The sequence below is a fragment of the Pantoea sp. SGAir0418 genome (assembly GCF_043529865.1).
Window position 1 is genome coordinate 1926201 of sequence record NZ_CP027911.1, and the last position, 26425, is coordinate 1952625.

The 26425-nt window shown below is 56.4% G+C and carries 23 protein-coding genes, 1 pseudogene and 1 other annotated feature; of the genes and pseudogenes, 13 read left to right on the forward strand and 11 right to left on the reverse strand.

The window, feature by feature from the left end:
• The first annotated feature begins 165 nt into the window (after positions 1 to 165).
• Positions 166 to 798: an outer membrane protein OmpW gene (ompW, locus tag C1N84_RS08865; RefSeq protein ID WP_058771265.1), complete on the forward strand. Its 633-nt coding sequence runs from the start codon at positions 166 to 168 to the stop codon at positions 796 to 798.
• A 47-nt stretch (positions 799 to 845) separates the two neighbouring features.
• Here ompW and C1N84_RS08870 read toward each other — a convergent pair whose 3' ends face one another.
• The 6 genes and pseudogenes from C1N84_RS08870 to C1N84_RS08895 all read right to left on the reverse strand — a co-directional run bounded on the left by C1N84_RS08870 (position 846) and on the right by C1N84_RS08895 (position 7899).
• Positions 846 to 1160 carry a BON domain-containing protein gene (locus tag C1N84_RS08870; protein ID WP_021510099.1) on the reverse strand — a complete coding sequence of 105 codons (315 nt, stop codon included), beginning with the start codon at positions 1158 to 1160 and terminating at the stop codon, positions 846 to 848.
• Between the two features lie 171 nt (positions 1161 to 1331).
• Positions 1332 to 2135 (reverse strand): tryptophan synthase subunit alpha, encoded by an 804-nt coding sequence (gene trpA, locus C1N84_RS08875; protein WP_058771266.1) that lies wholly within the window; start codon positions 2133 to 2135, stop codon positions 1332 to 1334.
• Positions 2135 to 3328 (reverse strand): tryptophan synthase subunit beta, encoded by a 1194-nt coding sequence (trpB, locus tag C1N84_RS08880; RefSeq protein ID WP_021510101.1) that lies wholly within the window; start codon positions 3326 to 3328, stop codon positions 2135 to 2137. The genes trpA and trpB overlap by 1 nt, the downstream gene beginning before the upstream one ends.
• Before the next feature lie 46 nt (positions 3329 to 3374).
• Positions 3375 to 4742 (reverse strand): bifunctional indole-3-glycerol-phosphate synthase TrpC/phosphoribosylanthranilate isomerase TrpF, encoded by a 1368-nt coding sequence (gene trpCF / locus C1N84_RS08885; RefSeq protein WP_264443413.1) that lies wholly within the window; start codon positions 4740 to 4742, stop codon positions 3375 to 3377.
• Position 4743: 1 nt separating this feature from the next.
• Positions 4744 to 6337: pseudogene (trpD, locus tag C1N84_RS08890) on the reverse strand (bifunctional anthranilate synthase glutamate amidotransferase component TrpG/anthranilate phosphoribosyltransferase TrpD).
• Positions 6337 to 7899 (reverse strand): anthranilate synthase component 1, encoded by a 1563-nt coding sequence (locus tag C1N84_RS08895; RefSeq protein WP_031280219.1) that lies wholly within the window; start codon positions 7897 to 7899, stop codon positions 6337 to 6339. The pseudogene trpD and the gene C1N84_RS08895 overlap by 1 nt, the downstream one beginning before the upstream one ends.
• A 23-nt stretch (positions 7900 to 7922) precedes the next feature.
• Positions 7923 to 8027: a sequence feature (Trp leader region), on the reverse strand.
• Between the two features lie 155 nt (positions 8028 to 8182).
• On the opposite strand from C1N84_RS08895, the gene C1N84_RS08900 reads away from it, so the two are divergent.
• Both C1N84_RS08900 and C1N84_RS08905 read left to right on the forward strand, forming a co-directional pair.
• Positions 8183 to 9067 carry an RNase RNM gene (locus C1N84_RS08900; RefSeq protein ID WP_088517175.1) on the forward strand — a complete coding sequence of 295 codons (885 nt, stop codon included), beginning with the start codon at positions 8183 to 8185 and terminating at the stop codon, positions 9065 to 9067.
• Between the two features lie 12 nt (positions 9068 to 9079).
• Complete coding sequence (locus C1N84_RS08905) at positions 9080 to 9700, forward strand: L-threonylcarbamoyladenylate synthase (protein ID WP_021510107.1); 621 nt, start codon at positions 9080 to 9082, stop codon at positions 9698 to 9700.
• Here the strand turns inward: C1N84_RS08905 and C1N84_RS08910 are convergent, their stop codons facing one another.
• On the reverse strand, positions 9701 to 10357 hold the full coding sequence (locus C1N84_RS08910; RefSeq protein WP_238562028.1) for a serine protease: 657 nt from the start codon (positions 10355 to 10357) through the stop codon (positions 9701 to 9703). It abuts the gene before it with no gap.
• Between the two features lie 818 nt (positions 10358 to 11175).
• On the opposite strand from C1N84_RS08910, the gene rluB reads away from it, so the two are divergent.
• Positions 11176 to 12054: a 23S rRNA pseudouridine(2605) synthase RluB gene (rluB, locus tag C1N84_RS08915; RefSeq protein WP_059011621.1), complete on the forward strand. Its 879-nt coding sequence runs from the start codon at positions 11176 to 11178 to the stop codon at positions 12052 to 12054.
• Between the two features lie 32 nt (positions 12055 to 12086).
• Here rluB and cobO read toward each other — a convergent pair whose 3' ends face one another.
• Both cobO and C1N84_RS08925 read right to left on the reverse strand, forming a co-directional pair.
• Positions 12087 to 12674 (reverse strand): cob(I)yrinic acid a,c-diamide adenosyltransferase, encoded by a 588-nt coding sequence (cobO, locus tag C1N84_RS08920; RefSeq protein ID WP_238561986.1) that lies wholly within the window; start codon positions 12672 to 12674, stop codon positions 12087 to 12089.
• Positions 12671 to 13435: a YciK family oxidoreductase gene (locus tag C1N84_RS08925; RefSeq protein WP_021510112.1), complete on the reverse strand. Its 765-nt coding sequence runs from the start codon at positions 13433 to 13435 to the stop codon at positions 12671 to 12673. The genes cobO and C1N84_RS08925 overlap by 4 nt, the downstream gene beginning before the upstream one ends.
• Before the next feature lie 174 nt (positions 13436 to 13609).
• Between C1N84_RS08925 and sohB the strand changes: the two genes are divergently transcribed.
• Positions 13610 to 14656 (forward strand): protease SohB, encoded by a 1047-nt coding sequence (sohB, locus tag C1N84_RS08930; protein WP_058758624.1) that lies wholly within the window; start codon positions 13610 to 13612, stop codon positions 14654 to 14656.
• Positions 14657 to 14682: 26 nt separating this feature from the next.
• Here the strand turns inward: sohB and C1N84_RS08935 are convergent, their stop codons facing one another.
• Complete coding sequence (locus C1N84_RS08935) at positions 14683 to 14931, reverse strand: DUF2498 family protein (protein ID WP_059012436.1); 249 nt, start codon at positions 14929 to 14931, stop codon at positions 14683 to 14685.
• 370 nt (positions 14932 to 15301) lie between these two features.
• On the opposite strand from C1N84_RS08935, the gene topA reads away from it, so the two are divergent.
• The 5 genes from topA (at position 15302) to acnA (ending at position 23016) form a co-directional block, all read left to right on the forward strand.
• A complete protein-coding gene (topA, locus tag C1N84_RS08940) occupies positions 15302 to 17899 on the forward strand; it encodes a type I DNA topoisomerase (RefSeq protein ID WP_264443425.1) in 2598 nt (865 codons plus the stop codon).
• Positions 17900 to 18091: 192 nt separating this feature from the next.
• Positions 18092 to 19066, forward strand: coding sequence for an HTH-type transcriptional regulator CysB (gene cysB / locus C1N84_RS08945; RefSeq protein WP_021510116.1), 975 nt, complete (start codon positions 18092 to 18094; stop codon positions 19064 to 19066).
• A 492-nt stretch (positions 19067 to 19558) separates the two neighbouring features.
• Positions 19559 to 19717, forward strand: a complete 159-nt coding sequence (locus tag C1N84_RS08950; RefSeq protein ID WP_071813666.1) for a YmiA family putative membrane protein — start codon at positions 19559 to 19561, stop codon at positions 19715 to 19717.
• Between the two features lie 3 nt (positions 19718 to 19720).
• Positions 19721 to 19897, forward strand: a complete 177-nt coding sequence (locus tag C1N84_RS08955; RefSeq protein ID WP_021314644.1) for a hypothetical protein — start codon at positions 19721 to 19723, stop codon at positions 19895 to 19897.
• Positions 19898 to 20334: 437 nt separating this feature from the next.
• A complete protein-coding gene (gene acnA, locus C1N84_RS08960; RefSeq protein WP_264443430.1) occupies positions 20335 to 23016 on the forward strand; it encodes an aconitate hydratase AcnA in 2682 nt (893 codons plus the stop codon).
• Between the two features lie 90 nt (positions 23017 to 23106).
• Here the strand turns inward: acnA and ribA are convergent, their stop codons facing one another.
• Positions 23107 to 23700, reverse strand: a complete 594-nt coding sequence (ribA, locus tag C1N84_RS08965) for a GTP cyclohydrolase II (RefSeq protein WP_058758620.1) — start codon at positions 23698 to 23700, stop codon at positions 23107 to 23109.
• Positions 23701 to 23930: 230 nt separating this feature from the next.
• Here ribA and pgpB point away from each other — a divergent pair, with 230 nt between their 5' ends.
• The 3 genes from pgpB to lapB all read left to right on the forward strand — a co-directional run bounded on the left by pgpB (position 23931) and on the right by lapB (position 26303).
• Complete coding sequence (pgpB, locus tag C1N84_RS08970) at positions 23931 to 24695, forward strand: phosphatidylglycerophosphatase B (RefSeq protein WP_264443433.1); 765 nt, start codon at positions 23931 to 23933, stop codon at positions 24693 to 24695.
• 126 nt (positions 24696 to 24821) lie between these two features.
• On the forward strand, positions 24822 to 25127 hold the full coding sequence (locus C1N84_RS08975; protein WP_058771279.1) for a LapA family protein: 306 nt from the start codon (positions 24822 to 24824) through the stop codon (positions 25125 to 25127).
• A 6-nt stretch (positions 25128 to 25133) separates the two neighbouring features.
• On the forward strand, positions 25134 to 26303 hold the full coding sequence (gene lapB, locus C1N84_RS08980) for a lipopolysaccharide assembly protein LapB (protein WP_215785860.1): 1170 nt from the start codon (positions 25134 to 25136) through the stop codon (positions 26301 to 26303).
• Positions 26304 to 26425: the final 122 nt, after the last annotated feature.

Sequence of the window (26425 nt, forward strand, 5' to 3'; positions counted from 1 at the left end):
CAACAGGATTTTTATGTCCGCTTGTAAAGGCAAAATTGATCTGAATCAATTCATTGTTTTATAAGTGATTAATTTGAATTGATGCTGATGATCTTTTCGCAAAAAAGGGGTAAATCTTGTGCCGCGATTAACCTCAATACCCTGTTTTCCGGCAAAGGAGTGATTATGAAACTGGCTAAATGCGCGCTGCTGCTGGCGCTGGCGATCCCGCAACTGGCACTGGCTCACCAGGCCGGTGATTTTTTTGTGCGCGCCGGTAGCGCGACCGTTCGTCCGACCGAAGGCTCTGATAATGTGCTGGGTATGGGCGGCTTCAGCGTCAGTAATGATACCCAGCTGGGTCTGACGTTTACCTGGATGGCGACCGACAATATCGGCGTTGAGCTGCTGGCGGCCACGCCGTTCCGCCACAAAGTGGGACTTGGCCCGACCGGTAACCTCGCTACCGTGCGTCAGCTGCCGCCCACCCTGATGGCGCAGTACTACTTTTTCGACAGCCAAAGCGCGCTGCGCCCTTACGTTGGTGTCGGGATCAACTACACCACCTTCTACGATGCGAAGTTCAACCAGACCGGGCAGGATGCGCAGCTGAGCGATTTGAGCGTGAAAGACTCCTGGGGCGTGGCGGGTCAGGTCGGGCTGGATTATCAGATCAACCGCGACTGGATGCTCAACGCGTCATTGTGGTACATGGACATCGATACCGAGGTGAAATTCAAAGCGGCGGGCGAACAGCAGAATATCAATACCCGCATCGATCCGTGGGTGTTCTTCTTTGGCGCGGGCTACCGTTTCTGATTTTTACACCAGAAAGAAAAAGGGCGACCCGCAGGTCGCCCGTTTAGTTACTTAATCTGCATATTGTTGACGACGGATTTTACCCCCGCCACGTTACGCGTTACCGCAACCGCACGGTTGGCCATCTGCGGCGAGCTGACAAAGCCGCTCAGCTGTACTTTCCCTTTGAAGGTCTCAACGTTAATTTCTGTCGATTTCAGCGCCTCGTCATTCAGCAGCTGTGCCTTCACTTTGGTGGTAATGACCGTGTCATCGATGTAACCGCCGGTCCCTTCCTTTGTTGCTGTTGGTGCACAGGCACTTAAGGTGAGCGCCATCACTGCAGCCACTAAAAAACCCGCAACGACTTTGAACAATTTCATTGGTTATCTCCCTGTCATAGATGGTGGTGCACCGTAACGTGACGGCACGCTTAAGTGTGGGCCGTGCCTCGCATTTCGGCAACTCAGGCGCGATGAAAAAGTTTGTCGCAGGGGAGAAAAAAGGGGTAAGAAGTAAGAAGGGCCCCGCAGCCAGTGCAGGGCCGTGCCAACTTAGCGGGTAGCCGCTTTGAGATCGCTGACGAACGTTTGCAGTTCGCTGAGCAGCGCCGTTGGGTCGTTCTGATTACGCTCAATGATTTTCACGATGGCCGAGCCGGAGATGGCTCCGGCGGCTCCGGCGGCAACGGCCTCTTTCACCTGACCCGGCTCAGAGATGCCGAAGCCCTGCAGCGGCGGCGCAGCATGATATTCGCGCAGCTTCTCGATCAGATGATGCAGCGGCAGGCTGGCGCGATTTTCCGCACCGGTAACGCCGGCGCGTGACAGCAGATAGGTGTAGCCACGGCCGTGCGAGGCGATTTCGCGCAGCAGATCGTCATCCGCGTTGGGCGGACAGATAAAGATCGGCGCAATGTTGTGACGCATCGCCGCCTGGCGGAACGGGGCCGACTCTTCCACCGGCACGTCTGCCACCAGCACCGAGTCAACGCCGACCGCAGCGCACTGCGCGTAGAAGTTGTCGATACCTCTGCTGAACACCAGGTTGGCGTACATCAGCAGGCCAATCGGCAGATCGGGGTATTTCTGGCGCACGGTGGCCAGCATTTCAAAACACTGCGCCACGGTGGTGCCGGCGGCAAAGGCACGCAGCGTAGCGCCCTGAATCGTCGGGCCATCGGCCAGCGGATCGGAGAACGGAATGCCCAGCTCCAGCGCATCCGCACCGCCCGCGACCAGCGCATCAATAATTTTCAGCGACAGCGCCGGCGACGGATCGCCAAGGGTGACGAAGGGCACAAACGCGCCTTCCTGTTTCGCGGACAGACGTTGAAACAGCTGATTATAACGCTCCATCAGATCTCTCCCTTAGCTTTCAGAATATCGTGAACGGTAAAGATGTCTTTGTCGCCGCGGCCGGAAAGGTTCACCACCAGCAGCTGCTCTTTGTCCGGGTTTTCGCGGATCATCTTCAGCGCATACGCCAGCGCGTGCGATGACTCCAGTGCCGGAATGATGCCTTCGGCACGACACAGCGTTTTAAAGGCATCCAGCGCTTCATCATCCGTGATTGACACGTAGTCAGCGCGGCCGGTGCTGTTCAGGTGCGCATGCTGCGGACCGACCGACGGGAAATCGAGACCGGCAGAGATGGAGTAGGACTCTTCGATCTGTCCCTCTTCGGTCTGCATCATCGGCGCCTTCATGCCGAAATAGATGCCGACGCGACCGTGCTTGAGCGGCGCACCGTGCTCACCGGTGTCAATACCGTGACCCGCAGGCTCCACGCCGATCAGGCGCACGCTGCTCTCTTCGATGAAGTCCGCAAACATGCCGATGGCGTTAGAACCGCCGCCGACGCACGCCAGTACTGCATCCGGCAGGCGACCCTCTTTTTCCAGAATCTGCGCTTTGGTCTCTTCGCCAATCATGCGCTGGAATTCACGCACAATGGTCGGGAACGGATGCGGGCCTGCGGCAGTGCCGAGCATGTAGTGCGCGGTTTCGTAGCTGCCGGACCAGTCGCGCAGCGCCTCGTTACAGGCATCTTTCAGCGTGGCCGAGCCGCTGTGTACCGGAATCACCTCTGCGCCCATCAGCCGCATACGGAACACGTTGGGTGACTGACGCTCAACGTCTTTCGCGCCCATGTAAATACGGCATTTCATGCCGAGCAGGGCACACGCCAGTGCCGACGCCACGCCGTGCTGACCGGCGCCGGTCTCCGCGATGATCTCGTTTTTGCCCATGCGTTTTGCCAGCAGCGCCTGGCCCAGCACCTGGTTAGTTTTGTGTGCGCCGCCGTGCAGCAGGTCTTCGCGCTTCAGGTACAGGCGGGTTTTGCTGCCTTTGGTCAGGTTACTGCACAGCGTCAGGGCCGTCGGGCGACCGGCGTAGTTTTTCAGCAGGTCAGTAAATTCAGCCTGAAACGCCGGATCGCGCTGTGCTTCAACAAAGGCCGTTTCCAGCTGACGCAGTGCTGGCATCAAAATCTGCGGCACATACTGGCCGCCGAACTCGCCAAAGTAGGGATTAAGTAATGTCGTCATCGTGTCCTCTTCCTTATCCGGCCCGCCCGCAGGCGGGCAGACGCAATTAATAGGCGCGCAGCGTGCGGAATACCGCCGCGACTTTGCTGGCATCTTTGATGCCCGGCGCGGACTCCACGCCGGAGTTGAAGTCGAGGCCGGCGCAGCCGAGCTGAGCAGCTTCGACGCAGTTATCGGCGCTCAGGCCACCGGCCAGCAGCACATCAGCCAGGTCTTCACCCTGCAGCAGCGACCAGTCAAAGCGCTGACCGCTGCCACCCTGGCCATTATCCAGCACGTAGCGATCAACGTGCGGCCAGTCGCGTGGCGGCAACCGATCTTTAATGCTCAGTGCCTTCCAGATGCGCACGCTGGCCGGCAGCGCCTGGCGCAATTCCGCGACGTAGGCTTTGTCTTCGTCGCCGTGCAGCTGGACGGCCGCAAGCGATAAACGCGTCGCTAACGTGACAACGTCACTGATAGCCTGATTGCGGAACACGCCGACATACTTCAGCGGCGCAGCGGCGATCATCGCCTGCGCCTGCGCCTCGTTAACCTGGCGCGGCGAACCGGCGGCAAAGATCACGCCGCCATACAGCGCGCCAGCCTGATGCGCGGCCTGCGCATCTTCCGGGCGGGTCAGGCCGCATACCTTGTTATCGCCCAGCAGTACGCGGCGCACACCGGCGTCGAGGTCGTGCTCTTCCATCAGCGCCGAGCCAATTAAAAAGCCGTTGGCAAAATGGCTCAGCTCGCGCACCTGGGCGTAATTATGGATGCCAGACTCGCTGATCACGGTGACGCCATGGCTAAGACGCGGGGCCAGCTGACGCGTGCGATTCAGGTCAATCGACAAATCACGCAGATCGCGGTTGTTGATGCCGACCACTTTAGCTTCCAGCGCGATAGCGCGCTCCAGCTCTTCTTCGTTACTGACTTCGGTCAGCACGCCCATTTTCAGGCTGTGCGCCACCGCAGCCAGCTGACGGTACTGCTCATCATCCAGTACGGACAGCATCAGCAGAATGGCATCGGCCTGATAATGGCGCGCCAGGTAAATCTGGTAGGGATCAATAATAAAGTCTTTGCACAGCACCGGCTGCGTGATGGCGGCGCTGACCACCGGCAGGAAATCAAAACTGCCCTGGAAATATTTCTCATCGGTCAGCACTGACACCGCAGAGGCGTAATGGCGGTAGATGCCGGCGATAGTCGCGGGATCAAAATCGGCGCGAATCAGCCCTTTCGACGGGGAGGCTTTTTTACACTCCAGAATGAAGACGGTGCGCGTGCCACGCAGCGCCTCGTAAAAATGACGCTCCGCCGGCTGCAGATCGTTCTGGAAGGAGGCCAGCGGCTGCTGCGATTTACGTGCTTCAACCCACAGGGCTTTATCCTGCACAATTTTCTCTAATACGGTGCCCTTGATACTCATCTCATCCTCTCGCTGCCAGTGCCACAACGCGCTCGTACGCCTGACCGCTGCGAATGGCAGCCATGGCGCGCTCAGCGTTATCGCGCAAATCTTCATTTCCGAATACTTTCAGCAACATTGCGACATTTACCGCAACGGCCTGCTCGTGAGCGAGCTGGCCTTTACCCTGGAGCAAACGCGTCAGAATGTCACGGTTTTCTTCCGGTGTGCCGCCGGCCAGCGCCTCTTTCGGCTGGAAGCTGAAGCCAAAGTCTTCCGGCGTCAGCTGGTAGCTGGTGATCTCGCCGTCACGCAGCTCAGCGACCTGGGTCGCACTGTGCAGCGCCACTTCATCCATGCCGCCACCGTGCACCACGGCAGCACGCTGGTAGCCCAGCACTTTCAGCGTCTGGGCGATGGGCAGCACCAGTTCCGGACTGTAGACGCCAATCACCGCCAGCGGTGGGCGCGCCGGGTTAATCAGCGGACCCAGCACGTTAAACAGCGTGCGGGTTTTCAGCTGCTGGCGCACCGGCATCGCGTGGCGGAAACCGCTGTGATATTGCGGCGCAAACAGGAAACAGACGTTGAGATCGTCCAGCGCCTGCCGTGCCTGCTGTGCCGGCATGTCGAGATTGATACCGAAAGCGGCCAGCAGATCGGAAGATCCGGATTTGCTGGAGACGCTGCGATTACCGTGCTTAGCCACTTTCAGCCCGCAGGTGGCGGCGACAAAGGCGCTGGCCGTGGAAATATTAATACTGTTGCTGCCATCACCGCCGGTGCCAACGATATCGGCAAAAGTATAGTCCGGACGTGGGAACGGTCTGGCATCGGCCAGCAGCGCGGAGGCGGCACCGGCGATCTCTTCCGGGCGCTCGCCACGTACTTTCATGGCGATCAGCGCCGCTGCCAGCTGCGTCGGCTCCAGCTGTCCGGTAATAATCGCGCTGAACAGCTGGTGGCTCTCGGCCTGGCTCAGCGTTTGCGCCTGATACAGTTTTTCCAGAATAGTTTGCATCATCATCTCCCTGTTATTTCGCCAGCGCCCAGGCCAGTGTTTGCTCCAGCAGACGTGCGCCCTGCGTGGTGAGAATCGACTCGGGATGGAACTGGAAGCCGCACACGCGGTCCGTTTCGTGACGCACCGCCATCACCATGCCGTTGTAGCTGGCGTTAACCGTCAGTTCCGCCGGCGTATTGCTGCCCACCAGCGAGTGGTAACGCGCCACCGGCAGCGGGTTGCTGAGGCCGGTAAACATCGCCTCGCCATCATGGGTAATGGCGGAGGCTTTGCCGTGCAGAATTTCGCCCGCCTGGCCGACGTGCCCGCCGTAAGCTTCGACGATGGCCTGATGGCCGAGACAGATACCAATGATCGGCAGCTGACCGCGCAGCGCCTGTAACAGCTGCGGCATGCAGCCGGCATCTTTGGGTGCGCCAGGGCCGGGTGAGAGCATCAGCACCGGGTTTTCCATCTGCTGCAGGCGGTCGATCAGCACTTCTGCCGGGACGTTGTTGCGGTAAATCACCACGTTGTGGCCAAAGGTACGCAGCTGATCAACGAGGTTGTAGGTAAAGGAGTCGATATTATCGAGCAGCAGGATATCGGCCATCAGAAAATCTCCTTGCAGTGATGGGCAGTAGCGATGGCGCGCAATACCGCGCGGGCTTTGTTGCGGCTCTCATCCGCTTCAGCCTGAGGCTGAGAATCCAGCACCACGCCGGCACCGGCCTGCACGGTGGCGACGCCACCTTCCACCCAGGCGGAGCGGATGACGATGCAGGTATCCAGGTCGCCGCTGGCGGTGAAGTAGCCGACCGCGCCGCCGTAGCTGCCGCGCCGCGTGCCTTCTTTTTCCGCAATCAGCTGCATCGCGCGCACTTTCGGTGCGCCACTCAGCGTGCCCATGTTCATGCAGGCGCGATAGGCGTGCAGCACATCAAGATCGTTGCGCAGCGTGCCTACCACGCGGGACACCAGATGCATCACAAACGAGTAGCGGTCCACTTTGGTTAAATCCGCCACATAACGGCTGCCGGGCACACAGATACGCGCCAGGTCGTTGCGCGCCAGATCAACCAGCATCAGGTGCTCAGCCAGCTCTTTATGATCGGTGCGCATTTCCAGTTCAATACGGCTGTCCAGGTCGCGATCCAGCGAGCCATCCGCATGGCGACCGCGCGGACGCGTACCGGCAATCGGGTAGATTTCGATCTGGCGCGAGCTGGCGTCATACTTCAGCGAGCTCTCCGGCGAAGCGCCGAACAGCGCAAAATCCTGATCCTGCATAAAGAACATGTACGGGCTGGGGTTGCTGTTTTTCAGCGTATCGTAAGCCGCCAGCGGTGACGGGCACGGCAGCGAGAAGCGGCGCGATGGCACCACCTGGAAGATTTCGCCGATGCGAATGGCCTGCTGCAGTTCGCTTACCACGTTGCAGTAAGCTTCATCGCTCTGGCTGGTGCTCAGCGTCATCTGCTCGACGCGCTGCACCGGCAGCGCAGGCGCTGGCTGCGTCATCTGACCGTGCAGCTGTTCAATACGGCTCTGCAGACGCTGAAACTCGCTGGTCGACGGCGCAAACAGGCTGGCCTGCAGACGGGCGCTGCGCTGCTGGTGATCGATCACCAGTAACGTTTCGGCGAGGTAGAAGCAGTAGTCCGGGCAGCTTTGGTCATTGCGCAGCGGCGGCAGATCTTCAAATCCCGCCACCAGATCGTAGGCAAACAGGCCGCCCAGCAGCATGGCTTCACGTTCTTCGGCCGGGCTGTTTACCAGATGCGGAATCAGACGCAGCGCATCAAACACCGACAGTGCCTTCAGGCGGGAGTCTTCATCGTGCAGACCCTCAACCGGCGTGAAATGCAGCTCACGTCCGTCCGGGCGCACGGCGATGCGCACCTCGGGCGGCAGCGCTTCGTCCAGCAGCGGCAACAGCGCGCGGCCGTTTTCCGAGAGCGCCTGCAGGGTAACAACATTGCCCAGGGCGCTGATGCGCAGCGCGCTGTCGACAATCAGCAGGCTTTTCAGGTTCTGCTTGCTGTCGATATCGGCAGATTCAAGCAGCAGAGTTGCCGGACGTGCGCCGCATAATTGATGAAACACTGCGGCCGGATCTTCGCGGTAGGGCGCGGTACCGGTAATCAACTTCAATGTAGGTTTCGCATTAGCCATAATGGATTCTCTGAATTTCGCTCAAAAAAAAGCCCGCTCGGTGGCGGGCTCAGGTATCTGCACTGCGGTTACGCAAAATGTGCATGACGACGTCGCCCGTGAAAGGGATCATCGCGCCACCAACCATTAACATGCGTACCGATAAGAGCCATGATTAAATACCCGTTACGTGTGAACTTGTGTACTAGTTAACTGGTTCGGGTGAAAAAAGTCAATACCCTTTTTCAGTTACGGGCAAAATCGTTATCATGCCAGCCGGTTTAATGCAGTCGCTGGAGTGACCTTGTCAGATATCGCCCGTTTTCCACTTTATGATTTACACAGCCATACCCAGGCTTCTGACGGTTTGCTGACGCCGACCGCGCTGGTGCAGCGCGCCGTTGAGATGCACGTCGGCGTGCTGGCGATTACCGATCACGACAGCGTGGCGGGCGTTGCCGAAGCGCAGGCGGCGGTGCAGCAGCTTCAGCTACCGCTGCGGGTACTGGCCGGTGTGGAAGCGTCTACGCTGTGGGAAAATCACGAAATTCATATTGTCGGACTCAACGTTGATACGCAGCATCCGGCGTTAACTGCTTTTCTGGCGCAGCAGCACCAGTGCCGTATGGCACGTGCAGAACTGATTGCCGAACGGCTGGAGCGCGCGCGCATTCCTGACGCACTGGCCGGCGCTCAGCGTCTGGCGCAGGGCGGGGTGATTACCCGCGGGCATTTTGCCCGCTATCTGGTAGAGCTGGGCAAAGCCGATAACATGGCGCAGGTATTTAAAAACTATCTGGCGCGCGGCAAAACCGGCTACGTGCCACCACAATGGTGTACAATTAAACAAGCCATTGATGCTATTCATCATTCTGGCGGCGTGGCGGTACTGGCCCATCCTGCGCGCTACGGGCTGTCGGCCAAATGGCTGAAGCGACTGATTGCGCATTTTGCCGCAGAAGGCGGCGATGCGATGGAAGTGGCGCAGTGTCAGCAGGCACCGAATGAACGTACCCAGCTGGCGAGCTATGCGCGCGATAATCAGCTGGCGGCCTCACAGGGGTCCGATTTTCACCAACCCTGTCCGTGGATTGAACTGGGGCGCAAGCTATGGCTGCCGGGCGGCGTGGAGCCGGTCTGGGAGCGTTTTCCCGCTTTAGCGCCGGTCAGATCGCACGTTGATGGGTGATATGAGGTTTTTATGAGTCAACTTTTTCACATTCATCCGGAAAATCCGCAGCCGCGTCTGGTTAATCAGGCGGTGGATTATCTCAATAAGGGCAGCGTTATTGTCTATCCGACTGATTCCGGCTATGCGCTGGGATGCCGTCTGGAAGAGAAGAATGCCATGGAACGCATCTGCCGCATTCGTCAGCTTGATGGTAACCATAACTTTACCCTGATGTGCCGCGATCTCTCTGAGCTGTCGACCTATTCGCAGGTGGATAACAGCGCGTTTCGCATTCTGAAAAACAACACGCCAGGCAATTACACCTTCATTCTGAAGGCCACCAAAGAAGTGCCGCGTCGTCTGATGAACGATAAACGTAAAACCATCGGCCTGCGCGTACCGTCAAACCCGGTGGCGCTGGCGCTGCTGGAACGCCTCAATGAGCCGATGATGTCGACCTCCCTGATGCTGCCAGGCAATGATTTCACTGAATCCGATCCGGAAGAGATCCAGCACAGCATCGGCAAGCTGGTGGATTTAATTATCGATGGCGGCACGCTGGGCCAGCAGCCAACCACCGTGATCGATCTCACCAGCGATGCGCCCGTCATCGTGCGTGAAGGGGCAGGTGATACCCGCCCGTTCCTGTGATTACGCCGGGCCAGGCGCTGTTTGTGGCGTCTGGCCGATGTTGGCTTCCAGCCAGCGTTTGAAATCGCCGTACGGAATGTACAGCGAGACATCTTTTAAGATGACTTTTTTGCTGCGTACGTTAGCAATTTCATGGCTGTAACCCACAATCACTCCGCTGATGGTCTGGTCGGCATTATAGACAGCGCCGCCTGACATCCCCTGAACGACACCGGCATCGGAAGCCATTGCCATACAGGGCTTTTTATTCCAGCGATTATTAATGGCGGTGCGCGCCAGATTAACGCCGCTCGACTCCACCGGCATCGCGGAAATAAAACTGTAGCCATACATTTTAATTGGCTCGCCCACCGCGCTGCTGCGGAATTTCGCCAGCGTATCCGGACTGTTTTTATGATAAATAATCGCGACGTCGCAATAGGGGTGATAAGCCTTCACGCGCTGCACGGCGGTTTTGGCCACGTGCGCGGCAGTCAGACTGTATTCCGGTGTTAACGGAATGGTTGTACCGAGGATGCCCAGACCCAGTACCGTCGGGATGCCGGTCACGCTCATATCCACGTGCTGCAGCGCCGTACGACTGTACTCAGTATGGCCCACGGAACAGCCGCTCAGTGCCAGCGCTGCAAGCGCCGGCCAAAGCAGGATGGTTCTCATGATGGCGGTCTTCATTTAATGTCCGTCAGCAAAATCCCTGGTGAAGACTTTCGACAGACAAATTAAATTCAATCCGTGAAACGATTAGCGCGCCATTTCCTGAGCGCGCCGGATTATATTATCAGGCCAGCTGTACCATTATTTGTTAATGGCTTGTTGTTTTAAAGCTTATAAAAAGTAATTAAAATAATTTCTGATACTGCTTAGCCGAATTCAGGATTAAATTTTACACAGTTTTCGCGGCAGAACAATTCATCATATTTAATCTTTATCAAATAAAAACGAAAATACAGACTTAATCCAACCTGCAGCGCCAATCTGCTGTATGGCTGGGACTGCTGGCTGCAATAAGCTTTACTAACACCACTATTTAGTTCTTTATGCTGATTTTGGTGTTTTGCGCCGATTTTCTGTTTGCACAACTGCAGCCTGGCCGGGAACGCTGCGGGTAATAGACTGGTGAGTCTCTTTAATCTATTGCGGCACTAATCGGCGCAACATTAAATAAATAAACGGTCTCAGGCAAAACGACGTAATTTCAGCGGGTTGCGCAGGCTATCATCACGCTCTTTACGCAAATCAATCAGAAATCTGAATCAATGACCGTGCTGCCCGCTTCAGCCTCCGGATCACAGGCGCTTTATTATCGGCAGAAAAGGAAAAGGTGTTAACGAAACTGTAGCTGGTGTAAAATCTCCGGCCGTCCGCGCTGGCACCTGGCGCGAAGCGGTCACAGATTCTGATACGGGACCTGGTAACGCCGGTATCTTACCTCTTCATTACCACGACGCCTGGGAAGGCGACAACGAGGCAGCTCCATGAGCGAGAAATTACAAAAAGTATTAGCGCGCGCCGGACACGGTTCGCGCCGTGAAATCGAAGCAATGATTTCAGCCGGACGCATCAGCGTCGATGGCAAACTGGCGACGCTGGGCGATCGCATCGAAAATGACAAAACCCTGAAAATCCGTATTGATGGCCATCTGGTATCGATTGCTGAATCGGCCACCGAGGTGTGTCGCGTACTGGCGTATTACAAACCGGAAGGTGAGCTGTGCACGCGCAACGATCCGGAAGGGCGCCCAACGGTATTTGATCGTCTGCCGCGCCTGCGCGGTTCACGCTGGATTGCCGTCGGCCGTCTGGACGTGAACACCTGCGGTCTGATGTTGTTCACCACCGACGGTGAGCTGGCCAACCGCCTGATGCACCCAAGCCGCGAAGTTGAGCGTGAATACGCGGTGCGCGTATTCGGTGAAGTGGATGACGAAAAAGTGCGTCAGCTGAGCAAGGGCGTGCAGCTGGAAGACGGCCCGGCAGCGTTCAAAACCATCAAATTCGCCGGCGGCGAAGGCATTAACCAGTGGTACAACGTCACCCTGACGGAAGGGCGTAACCGTGAGGTGCGTCGTCTGTGGGAAGCGGTTGGCGTGCAGGTTAGCCGTCTGATGCGCGTGCGCTACGGCGATATTCAGCTGCCAAAAGGTCTGCCGCGCGGCGGCTGGATGGAGATGGAACTGCCGGCGGTCAACTACCTGCGTAAGCTGGTGGGACTGCCGGAAGAGACGGTGACCAAAGTGGCGGTCGAGAAAGATCGTCGCCGCACCAAAGCGAACCAAATCCGCCGGGCGGTGAAACGTCATAGCGCGGTAAGCAATAACAGCCCGCGTCGCAACAGTAATAAACGCGGTTCCTGATGCTCCCTGACGCCGCGCCTGCGGCGTCAGTTTTACCAGTCGATTCCCTGCTGTGCCTGAATTCCAGCGTCGAACGCGTGTTTGACCGGACGCATCTCACTGACGGTATCCGCCATCTCCAATAGCGTGCGGTGACAGCCGCGCCCGGTAATAATCACGCTTTGCTGCAGCGGACGCTGCTGCAGTGCAGCGATCAGCTCATCCAGATCGAGATAATCCATACTCACCATGTAGGTGATTTCATCCATGATCACCAGATCCAGCGACGCGTCTTGCAGCATGCGTCTGGCGTGTTGCCACACCTGCTGGCAGGCGGCCGTATCGCTGGCACGGTTTTGCGTCTCCCAGGTAAAGCCCGTGGCCATCACCTGAAACTCCACGCCGTGCTGCGCCAGCAGATTACGTTCGCCGTTGGGCCATTCGCCCTTAATAAACTGCACGGCAGCCACGTTTTTACCGTGGCCACAGGCGCGCAGCGCGGTGCCAAAAGCGGCGGTGGTTTTACCTTTGCCGTTGCCGGTAAACACCATCAGGATGCCGCGCGTTTCGGTGGCAGCGGCGATGCGAGCGTCAACCTGCTCTTTCAGCCGCTGCTGGCGTTGCTGGTGACGATCGCTCATGCGCTGGCCGGTCCCGGCTTGCGCCCCGGTTGTGCATCGTAGCTGATGCCGGTTTTACGGCGGCTGTCATCGCCCATCAGATAGAGGTAGAGCGGCATCAGGTCGGCCGGGGTTTTCAGCAGGCTGGCATTCTCCTCCGGGAAGGCGCTGGCGCGCATTTTGGTGCGCGTGCCGCCGGGATTGATGCAGTTCACCCGCAGATGGCGGTTTTTATACTCATCGGCCAGCACCTGCATCATGCCTTCGGTGGCGAATTTCGACACGGCATAGGCGCCCCAGCCCGCGCGGCCGGTGCGGCCCACGCTGGAGGTGGTGAACACCAGCGAACCGGCGTCGGATTTTAGCAGCAGCGGCAGCAGCGCCTGCGTTAAATAGAAGGTGGCGTCGAGGTTGATTTGCATCACCTGCTGCCAGACCGCCGGATCGAGTTCCGCCAGCGGCACGATCTCACCGAGAATGCCAGCGTTATGCAGCACGCCATCCAGCCGCGGCACCAGCGCGGCAACCTGTTGTGCCAGCTGCTGGCAGCTTTCTGGTGTGGCGTGCGCCAGATCCAGCAGCAGCGTAGCGGCGGGCTGTTTATTGAGCTGATTAATCGCCTCAGCGGTTTGCTGTAGCGTGGTGGCATTGCGGCCGAGCAGAATCACGCGCGCACCGTAGCGCGCATAGGTCAGGGCGGCTTCGCGGCCGATGCCGTCGGAAGCGCCGGTCACAAGAATGATGCGATTGTCCAGCAGGTCGCTTTTCGGTTGATAATGCACAGCGATGTCCTTTGCAGGTCAGAGGGTTTTTTGGCTTTATGCCTCAATTTGGCGCAAGGTGCAATCGTCGCAACGCGCATTCTGTGCCGCCTGCCGGCATTTCAGGCGACGAATGGCATCAAAGCGGGTAAACTCAGGGTTTGACTGTAATTCACTGTTTAATAAGGCGGCAGAATGGATTTACTCTCCAGCTATGGATTATTTCTGGCCAAGGCCGTCACCGTCGTGGTGGCGATCGCAGCTATTGTACTGATTGTGCTCAATGCCGCGCTGCGTAAACGTCACAGCGGCGGTCAGCTGCGCTTAACCCATCTCGACGAAGCCTATCGTGAGATGAAAGAGGACCTGCAGCTGGCGAAGATGAAGCCGCAGGCGCAAAAAGTGTGGCTGAAGCAGCATAAGAAAGAAGAGAAACAGAAAGCCAAAGCCGAAAAGCGCAACGCCAAAGCCGGTGTGACTGAAGCGGCGAAGCCGACTCTCTATGTGCTGGAGTTCAAAGGCAGTATGGACGCCGGTGAAGTCAGCTCGCTGCGCGAAGAGATCTCCGCAGTGCTGGCGGTGGCGCAGCCGGGTGATGAAGTGCTGCTGCGGCTGGAAAGTCCCGGTGGCGTGGTGCACGGTTATGGCCTGGCCGCGTCGCAGCTACAACGTCTGCGTGATGCGGGGCTGCAGCTGACCGCGGTAGTGGATAAAGTTGCCGCCAGCGGTGGCTACATGATGGCCTGCGTTGCGGATCGCATCGTGGCGGCGCCGTTCTCCATCATTGGTTCCATCGGCGTGGTGGCGCAAATCCCTAACTTTAACCGGCTACTGAAGCGTAACGACATTGATGTGGAGCTGCACACTGCCGGCCAGTACAAGCGTACGCTGACGCTGTTTGGTGAGAATACCGAGGAAGGGCGGGAGAAATTTCAGGAAGACCTGAATGAAACCCATCAGCTGTTTAAAGATTTTGTGCATCAGATGCGTCCGGCGCTGGATCTGGACAAAGTGGCGACGGGCGAACACTGGTATGGCCGTCAGGCGCTGGATCTGGGGCTGATTGATGAGATTGGTACCAGCGATGCGCTGATCATTGCGCGCATGGACCGTTTTAGCGTGCTGGGCGTGCACTTCGCGCGCAAGAAAAAGATGATTGATCGCGTGACCCACAGTGCCAGTGTGGCAGCCGAGCGGCTGATTCTGAAAATCTGGCAGCGCGGTGATAAACCGCTGTTGTGAATAAACCCGGCGCAGGCCGGGTTTTTTTATGCCAGGTGATACTGCGCGGAGAGCACCACGGCAAGGTGCTTAAACACGTTAAACACCGCCGTGGTTTTGGCGGTCGGCAACCCTTCATCGTCGAGGAACCACGGGCCGCGAAACACCAGAACCTCGCCCTGCTGAATCACCTCAGTGGCTTCCATCCCGGCAAAATATTCATCGTGCTGCTGAATGAGCTGATTAGCGATTTCCAGTAGCGTCTGGTGTGAAATGGATTCCGTTTCTGCTGACATTTTTCACCTCTTTTTTGACAGCGAATTTTCTCCTTCTATATTACTTGCCTGTCGGTGCGTTCAGCAAATCAGCGTTCGGTCAGAAAACTGGCGAGAAATTAAACAGAATGCTAATTAAGTTGCGTAACAGATTTTATCAGGTAGAGTGTGGGCGATTCAGCTTTCAGGGAGATCACACCAGGATGTGTGATACCGTCAGACGGAAAACTCGCTCTTAATCATCAAGTTGCAAATGCCGATGCAATCTGACCAGAGATTGTCCCCGCTGGCTTGAAAAGCAAAAAGTCAGCAGCAATATTGAACCCATTGGGTTTTGGGGCTGCCAATCCTCTCCCGTTTATCAGGACGTTTCAATTAGGTAAAGGTACATATGGGTAAAGCACTCGTCATCGTTGAGTCCCCGGCAAAGGCCAAAACAATCAATAAATACCTCGGTAATGACTACGTGGTGAAATCCAGCGTCGGTCATATCCGTGATTTGCCGACCAGTGGTTCAACGGCCCGTAAAAGTGCCGACGGGGAAAAGGCGAAAACCGGCAAGAAGGTAAAGAAAGATGAAAAGGCCGCGCTGGTTAATCGTATGGGCGTTGACCCGTGGCACGGCTGGGAAGCGGACTATCAGATTCTGCCCGGCAAGGAAAAAGTGGTCTCCGAGCTGAAAAACCTGGCTGCCGATGCCGACCACATCTATCTCGCAACCGACCTTGACCGCGAAGGGGAAGCCATCGCCTGGCACCTGCGGGAAGTGATCGGCGGCGACGATAAACGCTTCAGCCGCGTGGTGTTTAACGAAATCACCAAAAATGCGATTCGTCAGGCGTTTGATAAGCCGGGCGAACTGAATATCGAACGCGTGAATGCGCAGCAGGCGCGTCGCTTTATGGACCGCGTGGTGGGCTATATGGTCTCGCCACTGCTGTGGAAAAAAATTGCCCGTGGCCTGTCGGCCGGACGCGTGCAGTCGGTTGCCGTGCGTCTGGTGGTGGAGCGCGAGCGCGAAATCAAAGCCTTCGTACCGGAAGAGTACTGGGAAATTGACGCCGATCTGTCAACGCCGAAAGGCGATGCGCTGGCGGTCAGGGTAACGCATCAGGGCGATAAAGCGTTCCGCCCGGTTAACCGCGAGCAAACCGAAGCGGCCGTGGCCATCCTGGAAAAGGCGCGTTACGCGGTTCTGGATCGTGAAGACAAGCCGACCAGCAGCAAACCGTCGGCGCCGTTTATCACCTCGACGCTGCAGCAGGCGGCGAGCACCCGCCTTGGTTTTGGCGTGAAAAAAACCATGATGATGGCGCAGCGTCTGTATGAAGCCGGTCACATCACCTATATGCGTACCGATTCCACCAACCTGAGTCAGGATGCGGTGGCGATGGCGCGTGGCTATGTGGAGAAAAAATTCGGCAAGAACTACCTGCCGGATGCGCCCAACACCTATGCCAGCAAAGAGAATTCACAGGAAGCGCACGAAGCGATTCGTCCTTCTGATGTCAACGTTGCCGCCGAGCAGTTGAAGGATATGGAAGCGGATGCGCAGAAGCTGTATCAGCTGATCTGGCGCCAGTTCGTGGCCTGCCAGATGGTGCCTGCGCAATATGATTCCACCACGCTGACCGTCGGCGCGGCAGATTTCAAACTGAAAGCGAAAGGGCGTACGCTACGTTTCGACGGCTGGACCAAAGTGATGCCCGCGCTGCGTAAAAATGATGAAGATTTGACGCTGCCGCCGGTGAACGTGGGCGACACGCTGGATCTGAAATCCCTGCTGCCGGGCCAGCACTTTACCAAGCCGCCGGCGCGCTTCAGCGAAGCTTCGCTGGTACGCGAGCTGGAGAAGCGTGGCATTGGCCGCCCGTCTACCTATGCTTCGATCATTTCCACCATTCAGGATCGCGGTTACGTGCGGGTGGAAAACCGCCGTTTCTACGCCGAGAAGATGGGTGAGATTGTTACCGATCGTTTGGAAGAGAACTTCCGTGAGCTGATGAATTATGATTTCACCGCGCACATGGAAGACAGTCTCGACCAGGTTGCGAATAACGAAGCGCAATGGAAAGCGGTGCTGGATTCATTCTTCAGTGATTTCAGCCAGCAGCTGGAGCAGGCGGAGAAAGATCCGGAAGAGGGCGGCATGCAGCCGAACCAGATGGTGCTGACCTCGATCGATTGCCCAACCTGCGGACGTAAAATGGGGATTCGCACCGCCAGTACCGGCGTGTTCCTGGGCTGTTCCGGTTATGCACTGCCGCCGAAAGAGCGCTGCAAGCAGACCATTAACCTGATCCCGGAAAACGAAGTGCTTAACGTGCTGGAAGGCGATGATGCCGAAACCAACGCGCTGCGCGCCCGTCGTCGCTGCCAGAAGTGCGGCACCGCGATGGACAGCTACCTGATCGACAACGGCCGTAAACTGCACGTCTGTGGTAATAACCCGGAGTGTGACGGTTATGAAATCGAGCAGGGTGAATTCCGTATTAAAGGTTATGACGGTCCGATTGTTGAGTGCGAAAAATGTGGCTCTGAAATGCACCTGAAGATGGGGCGTTTTGGTAAGTACATGGCCTGTACCAACGACGAGTGTAAAAATACCCGTAAGATTCTGCGTAACGGCGAAGTCGCGCCGCCGAAAGAAGATCCGGTACCGCTGCCGGAGCTGCCGTGCGAGAAATCGGATGCGTATTTTGTGCTGCGTGACGGAGCTGCGGGCGTGTTCCTGGCCGCTAACACCTTCCCGAAATCGCGTGAAACCCGTGCGCCGCTGGTGGAAGAGCTGCAGCGCTTTGCTGACCGTCTGCCGGAGAAACTGAAATATCTGGCCGAAGCCCCGGCAGTGGATCCGGAAGGCAATAAAACGCTGGTGCGTTTTAGCCGTAAGACTAAACAGCAGTATGTTGCCTCAGAAAAAGAGGGCAAAGCGACCGGCTGGTCAGTTTTCTATATCGACGGTAAGTGGCAGGAAGCGAAGAAGTAATCCCCTTGGAGGCCAGCGTTCGCTGGCCTTTTTCCCATCCTTATAGCTAATCGTTCTACATTCTTACGTTAACTGATATAGTAGTTATAGCTTATTGCATTTTGCTGACTCGCTTTCCCTCATTATTACGCCATCAGGGCGGATACACGCCTGCAGGGAATGCACCTCTGTCGCTATCGGGAAGATATAACTATGAAATTGCAGCAGTTGCGTTACATCGTTGAAGTCGTTAACCACAACCTCAATGTCTCCTCCACGGCAGAGGGGCTGTATACCTCGCAACCGGGCATCAGTAAGCAGGTGCGCATGCTGGAAGATGAGCTGGGCGTGCAGATTTTTGCCCGCAGCGGCAAACATCTGACGCAGGTGACGCCAGCGGGTGAAGAGATTATCCGTATTGCCCGCGAAGTTTTGTCCAAAGTGGATGCGATCAAATCGGTCGCCGGTGAACACACCTGGCCAGATAAAGGATCGCTGTACGTGGCCACGACCCACACTCAGGCGCGTTATGCACTGCCTGGCGTAATCAAAGGTTTTATCGAACGCTATCCGCGCGTTTCCCTGCATATGCATCAGGGCTCGCCCACACAAATTGCTGAGGCGGTCTCCAAAGGCAACGCCGATTTCGCCATTGCCACCGAAGCGCTGCACCTGTACGACGACTTGATTATGCTGCCGTGCTATCACTGGAACCGCGCCATTGTGGTCACACCGGATCATCCGCTGGCGGGGAAATCCAATGTGTCGATTGAGGAGCTGGCTGATTTCCCGCTGGTGACTTACACCTTTGGTTTTACCGGCCGCTCAGAACTGGATACTGCGTTTAACCGTGCCGGTTTAACGCCGCGTATTGTTTTTACCGCAACCGATGCCGACGTGATCAAAACCTATGTGCGTTTAGGACTGGGGGTTGGGGTGATTGCCAGCATGGCGGTGGACCCGGTTTCCGATCCGGATCTGGTGCGCATTGAAGCTTCAGAAATCTTCACCAATAGCACCACCAAGATTGGTTTCCGGCGCAGCACCTTCCTGCGCAGCTATATGTATGATTTCATTCAGCGCTTCGCACCGCATCTGACGCGAGACGTGGTGGACGCCGCTGTGGCGCTGCGCTCAAACGAAGATATTGAAGCGATGTTCCGCGATATCAAGCTTCCTTTCAGGTAATTACCTAACTCATTATTTTTGCGGGATGTCCAGCGACTTCCCGCACACTTCCCGCCGCTTAGCACCAGCAGAACCTCAAAAAATTCCATTATTTTTTTGTAAATGAAACATGCGTCACATGTTTTTTCATTGTTATTTATTAAATGCGAATCAGTACACAATTTTTACTTTGCCGCTTTGCGGACTGCCAGGAATATTCCCATACTCCAGTTAAGAGCTGATGAGAAAGGGCTTTTTAACTGGCTCGTTAAATTAAACTCAAATTTAGAGTGGATCTAATTTTGGTTTAAGCCAAATTTACAATGTAACTATTAAATTAATAGTTTGCAGCGTGCTTAAATTTATCTCATCAGTTTTGGCGGTTTTGATAAATAGCGTTAATCGTTGTGCTCAATAAAAATAACTGGATTTTTGGACTTAACAAGTTTAGGATTCGTCCTAAATCTTCATCGTTGTTATCAATCGTTTTATTGAGAGTGATTATCAAAAACTATGACTACGAGATTAACTGTACAACCGGACTTCCGGGCTAAAAGCACCAAGGTAGAGCGTTCAGGTAACATCCGTCGCAAAGCCTGGTTGACTGTCTTCGCTGCTTCAGCACTGTTCTGGGTAGTGGTGGCGTTAATGATTTGGCGTATGTGGGGTTAAGCCATGTGGGCAAATACACTCAGTCGTAAATATCCGGTCGCTGCGCGTCAGCCTAAAGCACCGGTGTGCAAAGCCAAAGAAGCGCCTGCTGAACCGCAAGTGGCAATCCCGGCTTCCTGGGAACTGAGTGAACAGCAGCGCAGCTTTATTGAATCATTCATGGATCCGAAGTCTAAATAACGCAGTCTGCGTCCAATTCTTATTAAGACATACTGTCGCGCATTTTTACCGGACTCTCCGGTGGGCACGTTAAAAGCCCGTCCTTTAACACTCAGCATCTAAAAAAACGGTGTCATCAGTACAACGCTGAAGACGATGGCTTTTTGTTGCCCGCGATCCGGGAGGAGTGACAGATGAATACCACAACTTTTTCATGGCTCAGCGTTTATGCCTTCTCAATGGCCTTTTGGGCTGCGGCCGTCTGGGCCGTCCTGTAATTCGCTAATCCTGCCAGTTAACGCTTTCTGAATGCCCTGACATTAGTCAGGGCATTTTTCGTTGCGGTTTTGTGTGTCAATTCGTGTTGTTATCAAAACGTTAACGAAAATGTGGTCTATCTTTAAGCTAAACCTTGCACTCTCTGAGGTTTAGCAGAAGAGCCCATAAAAGGAGGAGTTATGTCGTTAACGTTACGTGAGCAGAGTCAGGATGCGCTGGAAGTAGGGGCAAAAAAATATCATTACTACAGCTTGCCGAAAGCCGCTCAGCAGGTCGGTGACATCGATCGCTTACCAAAATCCCTCAAGGTTCTGCTGGAAAACCTGCTGCGCTGGCAGGATGAAGATTCCGTAACGGCAGCAGATATTCAGGCGCTGGTGGCGTGGCAGCAAACTGCACATGCCGATCGCGAAATTGCTTATCGTCCGGCGCGCGTATTAATGCAGGATTTCACCGGTGTACCGGCCGTGGTTGACCTTGCGGCGATGCGTGAAGCCGTTAAGCGGCTGGGCGGTGATGTGGCGAAAGTTAACCCGTTGTCACCGGTCGATCTGGTGATTGACCACTCGGTCACGGTCGACCATTTTGGCGATGACGATGCATTTGAAGAAAACGTGCGCCTGGAGATGGAACGCAACCACGAACGCTACGTTTTCCTGCGCTGGGGGCAAAAAGCCTTTAACCGTTTCCGCGTCGTGCCGCCGGGCACCGGTATCTGTCATCAGGTCAATCTGGAGTACCTCGGTAAAGCCATCTGGCATGAAACGCTGGACGGCAAAGAAGTGGCTTATCCGGATACGCTGGTCGGCACCGATTCCCATACCACCATGATTAACGCCCTGGGCGTGCTTGGCTGGGGCGTAGGCGGCATTGAAGCTGAAGCCGCCATGCTGGGCCAGCCGGTTTCAATGCTGATTCCCGATGTGGTGGGTTTCAAGCTGACCGGCAAACTGCGTCCCGGTATCACCGCCACCGACCTGGTATTAACCGTGACGCAGATGCTGCGCAAGCACGGGGTGGTCGGTAAGTTTGTCGAATTCTACGGTGACGGACTGGCCGATCTGCCGCTGGCGGATCGCGCCACCATCGCCAACATGGCGCCAGAATATGGCGCAACCTGCGGTTTCTTCCCGATTGATGAAGTAACGCTCAGCTACATGACGCTCACCGGGCGCGATGCACAGCAGGTTGAGCTGGTGGAAGCCTATGCAAAACAGCAGGGGCTGTGGCGTAAACCGGGCGATGAACCCATCTTCACCAGCACGCTGGCGCTGGATATGGCTGAGGTAGAGTCGAGCCTCGCCGGTCCGAAACGTCCGCAGGACCGCGTCTCCCTCGGCGACGTACCGGCGGCCTTTGACGCCAGTAACGAGCTGGAAGTGAATCACGCGCAGAAGCCGCACAAAACGGTCAGCTATCTGGACAGTGAAACCGGCGACCGCATCCAGCTGGATGATGGCGCCGTGGTGATCTCCGCGATTACGTCCTGTACCAACACTTCCAACCCCAGCGTCTTAATGGCGGCTGGCCTGCTGGCGAAAAAAGCCGTTGAGCGTGGATTGATGCGCAAGCCCTGGGTTAAAGCCTCGCTGGCACCAGGATCAAAAGTGGTGTCCGACTATCTCGCCGTGGCGCAACTGACCCCGTATCTTGATGAGCTGGGCTTTAACCTGGTGGGTTACGGCTGCACCACCTGCATCGGTAACTCCGGCCCGCTGCCGGATGAGATCGAAAGCGCGATCAAAGAGGGCGATCTGACGGTGGGTGCCGTGTTGTCCGGCAACCGTAACTTTGAAGGGCGCATCCATCCGCTGGTGAAAACCAACTGGCTGGCGTCTCCGCCGCTGGTGGTGGCGTATGCGCTGGCAGGCAACATGAAGATCAACCTGCAGACTGATCCGATCGGTCAGGATCAGCAGGGCAATGACGTCTATCTGAAGGATATCTGGCCATCGCCGGAAGAGATTGCCGCATCGGTGCAGAAAGTTACCAGCGACATGTTCCATAAAGAGTACGCCGAGGTGTTCGACGGCACGCCCGAGTGGCAGCAGATCAAAGTCAGCGAAGCCGCCACCTATGACTGGGACGAAGGCTCCACCTATATTCGTCTGTCACCGTTCTTTGACGATATGGAAAAAACGCCGCAGCCGGTGCAGGACATTCACGGCGCGCGCATCCTGGCGATGCTCGGTGATTCGGTGACAACCGACCATATCTCCCCGGCTGGCAGCATTAAAGCGGAGAGTCCGGCGGGGCGTTATCTGCTGGCGCACGGCGTTGAGCGTAACGACTTCAACTCGTATGGTTCACGACGCGGCAACCACGAAGTCATGATGCGCGGTACGTTTGCCAACATCCGTATTCGCAACGAAATGGTGCCCGGCGTCGAGGGCGGTTATACCCGGCACTATCCGAGCCAGGAACAGCTGGCCATCTACGATGCGGCGATGAAGTATCAGGAGGAGGGCGTGCCGCTGGCAGTGATCGCCGGGAAAGAGTACGGCTCCGGCTCCAGCCGCGACTGGGCGGCGAAAGGTCCGCGCCTGCAGGGCGTGCGCGTGGTGATTGCCGAATCGTTCGAGCGTATTCACCGCTCTAACCTGATCGGCATGGGCATTTTACCGCTGGAGTTCCCGACGGGCGTAACGCGTAAGACGCTACAGCTGACCGGGGAAGAGCGGATCGATGTGGCAAATCTGGCGCAGTTGCAGCCCGGCTGCAGCGTCCCGGTGACGCTGACGCGGGCTGACGGCAGTCAGCAGACGCTGGATACTCGTTGTCGTATCGATACCGGTAATGAGCTGACCTATTACCAGAACGACGGCATCCTGCATTATGTGATACGCAATATGCTCAACTAAAAAACAAAGCCGGGCATGCATGCCCGGCTTTATTATTGACGCTGACAGCGTGTGTCACTGAAGCGCTTTGCAAGTGCGCGCACCGCCGCGTTACGATTTCGGCAGCAGATGTCCCATCTTCTCGGCTTTCGTATCGAGATAGTGCGCATTTTTCGGGTTACGGCCAACGATCAGCGGCACGCGCTCAACGATATTGATACCCGCTTCTGACAGGATCTCCACTTTGCGCGGATTGTTGGTCAGCAAACGCACTTCATTGATGCCCAGCAGTTTAAACATGTCGGCGCACAGGGTGAAGTCACGCTCATCGGCGGCAAAGCCCAGCTGGTGGTTCGCTTCCACCGTGTCGTAGCCTTTGTCCTGCAACGCATAGGCGCGAATTTTGTTCAGCAGCCCGATGTTGCGGCCTTCCTGACGATGGTACAGCAGCACGCCGCGTCCTTCTTCCGCAATGGCGGTCAGCGCTGCCTCCAGCTGGAAGCCGCAGTCGCAGCGCAGGCTGAACAGCGCATCGCCGGTAAGACATTCGGAGTGGACGCGCGCCAGCACCGGATTGTGATCGCTAATATCACCATAAACCAGCGCGACGTGGTCGTGGCCGGTTGCCAGTTCTTCAAAACCAACCATGAGGAAATCTCCCCATGGCGTGGGCAGTTTGGCTTCTGCTACCCGTTTCAGCTGCATGTGACTCTCCAGAACCTTCAGAAGATGCGCTATCATCATGATAACGCACGGGCCCGACTGGCCCGACGAAACTGCCGATATTGTGCCACAACCTGAACCAGGGCCGCTAATCAGTCAGAGTGATTGTAGTGATAAAGCACAATTATCTAAGCCGCAACGGGTATGTTATTCTTTTTTCAACTAAAGTTATGCAATACGCCTGTCAGGTCGGGAAACAATAAAGGGACAAGATGTTAAAAATTGTGCAACGCACCACGCTGGGCGCGTTTTTATTACTGCTGATGCCACTGGGCGTATGGCTTTCCGGCTGGCAGTGGCAACCGGGAGAGAGCGGGCATCTGTTGCGCGTGCTGTTCTGGATCACCGAAACCGTCACCAGTCCGTGGGGCACGCTGACCAGCCTGATTCTGAGCGGCTGGGTATTGTGGTGCCTGCGCTTTCGCCTCAGGCCGGCCATTCTGTTGTTGATTATCATGAACGGCGCGATTCTGACCGGTCAGTCGACCAAAACCTTTATTAAAGAGCAGGTGCAGGAGCCGCGGCCGTATGTGGTCTGGCTTGAGCACAGCCACGGCGTCAACGAACAGCAGTTTTATCAGCTGAAACGGCAGCAGCGCGGCGAAATGGTGTCCGCCTTGCTCGCCAATGACACAAAGCTGCCCGCCTGGTTAAAAAATCACTGGGCGTTTGAGACGGGCTTTGCTTTTCCGTCTGGCCATACCATGTTTGCCGCCAGCTGGGCGCTGCTGGTGATTGGCCTGTTATGGCCGCGCCGGCATGTTGTCACGGTGGTGGTGCTGTTTGTCTGGGCTACGCTGGTCATGGGCAGCCGGCTGGTACTGGGCATGCACTGGCCGCGCGATCTGGTGGTCGCGACGCTGATCTCGTGGCTGCTGGTGACGCTGGCAACCTGGCTGGCGCAGCGCTTTTGCGGCCCGCTCAGCGTGCCGCCGGAAGAGCAGCGTGAGATTGCCGGGCGCGATGACGGATTGTAATTTCTCCCTTTGCCCCCATATGATTGATTGTACTTGCAGAAAGGGCACTAACTGCTGCGCGGATAAGCAGCAACGGCGGCACTTTTTTGGCATACTCTACCGGATAACCTCACGACAGGACGCATTGTGAAATATTTGCTGATTTTTCTCGTGGTTTTGGTCATTTTCATCATCTCCGTCACGCTCGGAGCGCATAATGACCAGATTGTCACTTTCAACTATCTGCTGGCGCAGGGCGAATTCCGCATTTCAACCTTGCTGGCCTGCCTGTTTGGTGCCGGATTTTTGCTGGGCTGGGCGATCTGTGGCCTGTTCTGGCTGCGCATTCGTGTTTCGCTGGCGCATGCACAGCGCAAACTGAAACGTATGCAGGCGCAAAATGAACAATCTGCTGCGGTAAATAGCACCTCCACTGCAGTGCGTCGGGATTAATGTTCGATGCTTGAATTGCTGTTTCTGCTTCTTCCTGTCGCGGCGGCGTACGGCTGGTATATGGGCCGCCGCAGTGCGCAGCAGGATAAGCAACAGGAAGCTAACCGTCTGTCACGCGAATACGTGGCAGGGGTTAACTTTCTTCTTTCTAATCAGCAGGATAAAGCGGTCGATCTGTTCCTCGATATGTTGAAAGAGGACAGCGGTACCGTTGAAGCCCACCTGACGCTCGGTAACCTGTTCCGTTCGCGCGGCGAAGTCGACCGTGCCATCCGCATCCACCAGTCGTTAATGGAAAGCGCGTCGCTTACCTACGATCAGCGTTTGCTGGCCATTCAGCAGCTGGGACGCGACTACATGGCCGCCGGTTTGTACGATCGCGCCGAAGACATGTTCAGTCAGCTGATCGATGAAACCGATTTTCGCATCAGCGCGCTGCAGCAACTGCTGCTGATTCATCAGGCGACCAGCGACTGGCAGAAAGCCATCGAGGTGGCGGAGCGGCTGGTAAAACTCGGCAAAGATAAGCAAAAGGGCGAAATCGCCCATTTCTACTGCGAGCTGGCGCTGCAGGCGCTGAGCAGTGACGACCTCGATCGTGCCATGAGCCTGTTGAAAAAGGGTGAAGCGGCCGACCATCAAAGCGCGCGCGTTTCCATCATGATGGGACGTATCCTGATGGAGCAGGGCGAATACGCGAAAGCGGCGCAGCGGCTGCAGCGCGTGCTTGAACAGGACAAAGAACTGGTGAGTGAAACGCTGCCGATGCTGGAAACCTGCTATCAGCGGCTGGAGCAGCCTGACAGCTGGGCGCAGTTCCTGCAACGCTGCGTTGAAGAGAACTCCGGTGCCGCGGCGGAACTTTATCTGGCAGACATTCTGGAGCAGCAGCAGGGGCCGGAAGCGGCACAGCTCTACATTAACCGTCAGCTGCAGCGTCATCCCACCATGCGCGTGTTCCATCGTCTGATGGATTTCCACCTGCATGAGGCAGAAGATGGCCGCGCCAAAGAGAGTCTGATGGTGCTGCGCGACATGGTTGGCGAACAGATTCGTACTAAACCGCGCTACCGCTGCCAGAAGTGCGGCTTCACCGCGCATGCGCTTTACTGGCACTGCCCATCGTGCCGTGCCTGGTCTTCCGTTAAACCGATTCGCGGACTCGACGGCCAGTAAGCTGGCCGCGTTCGGTGATTATTCATAACGCATAATAGTTACAACATACTTATAGAGAAATTATCATCCACGCTTCAGCACTGTGCATCACCTCGTCAAACAGCAAGGCAATCGCCGTCGCA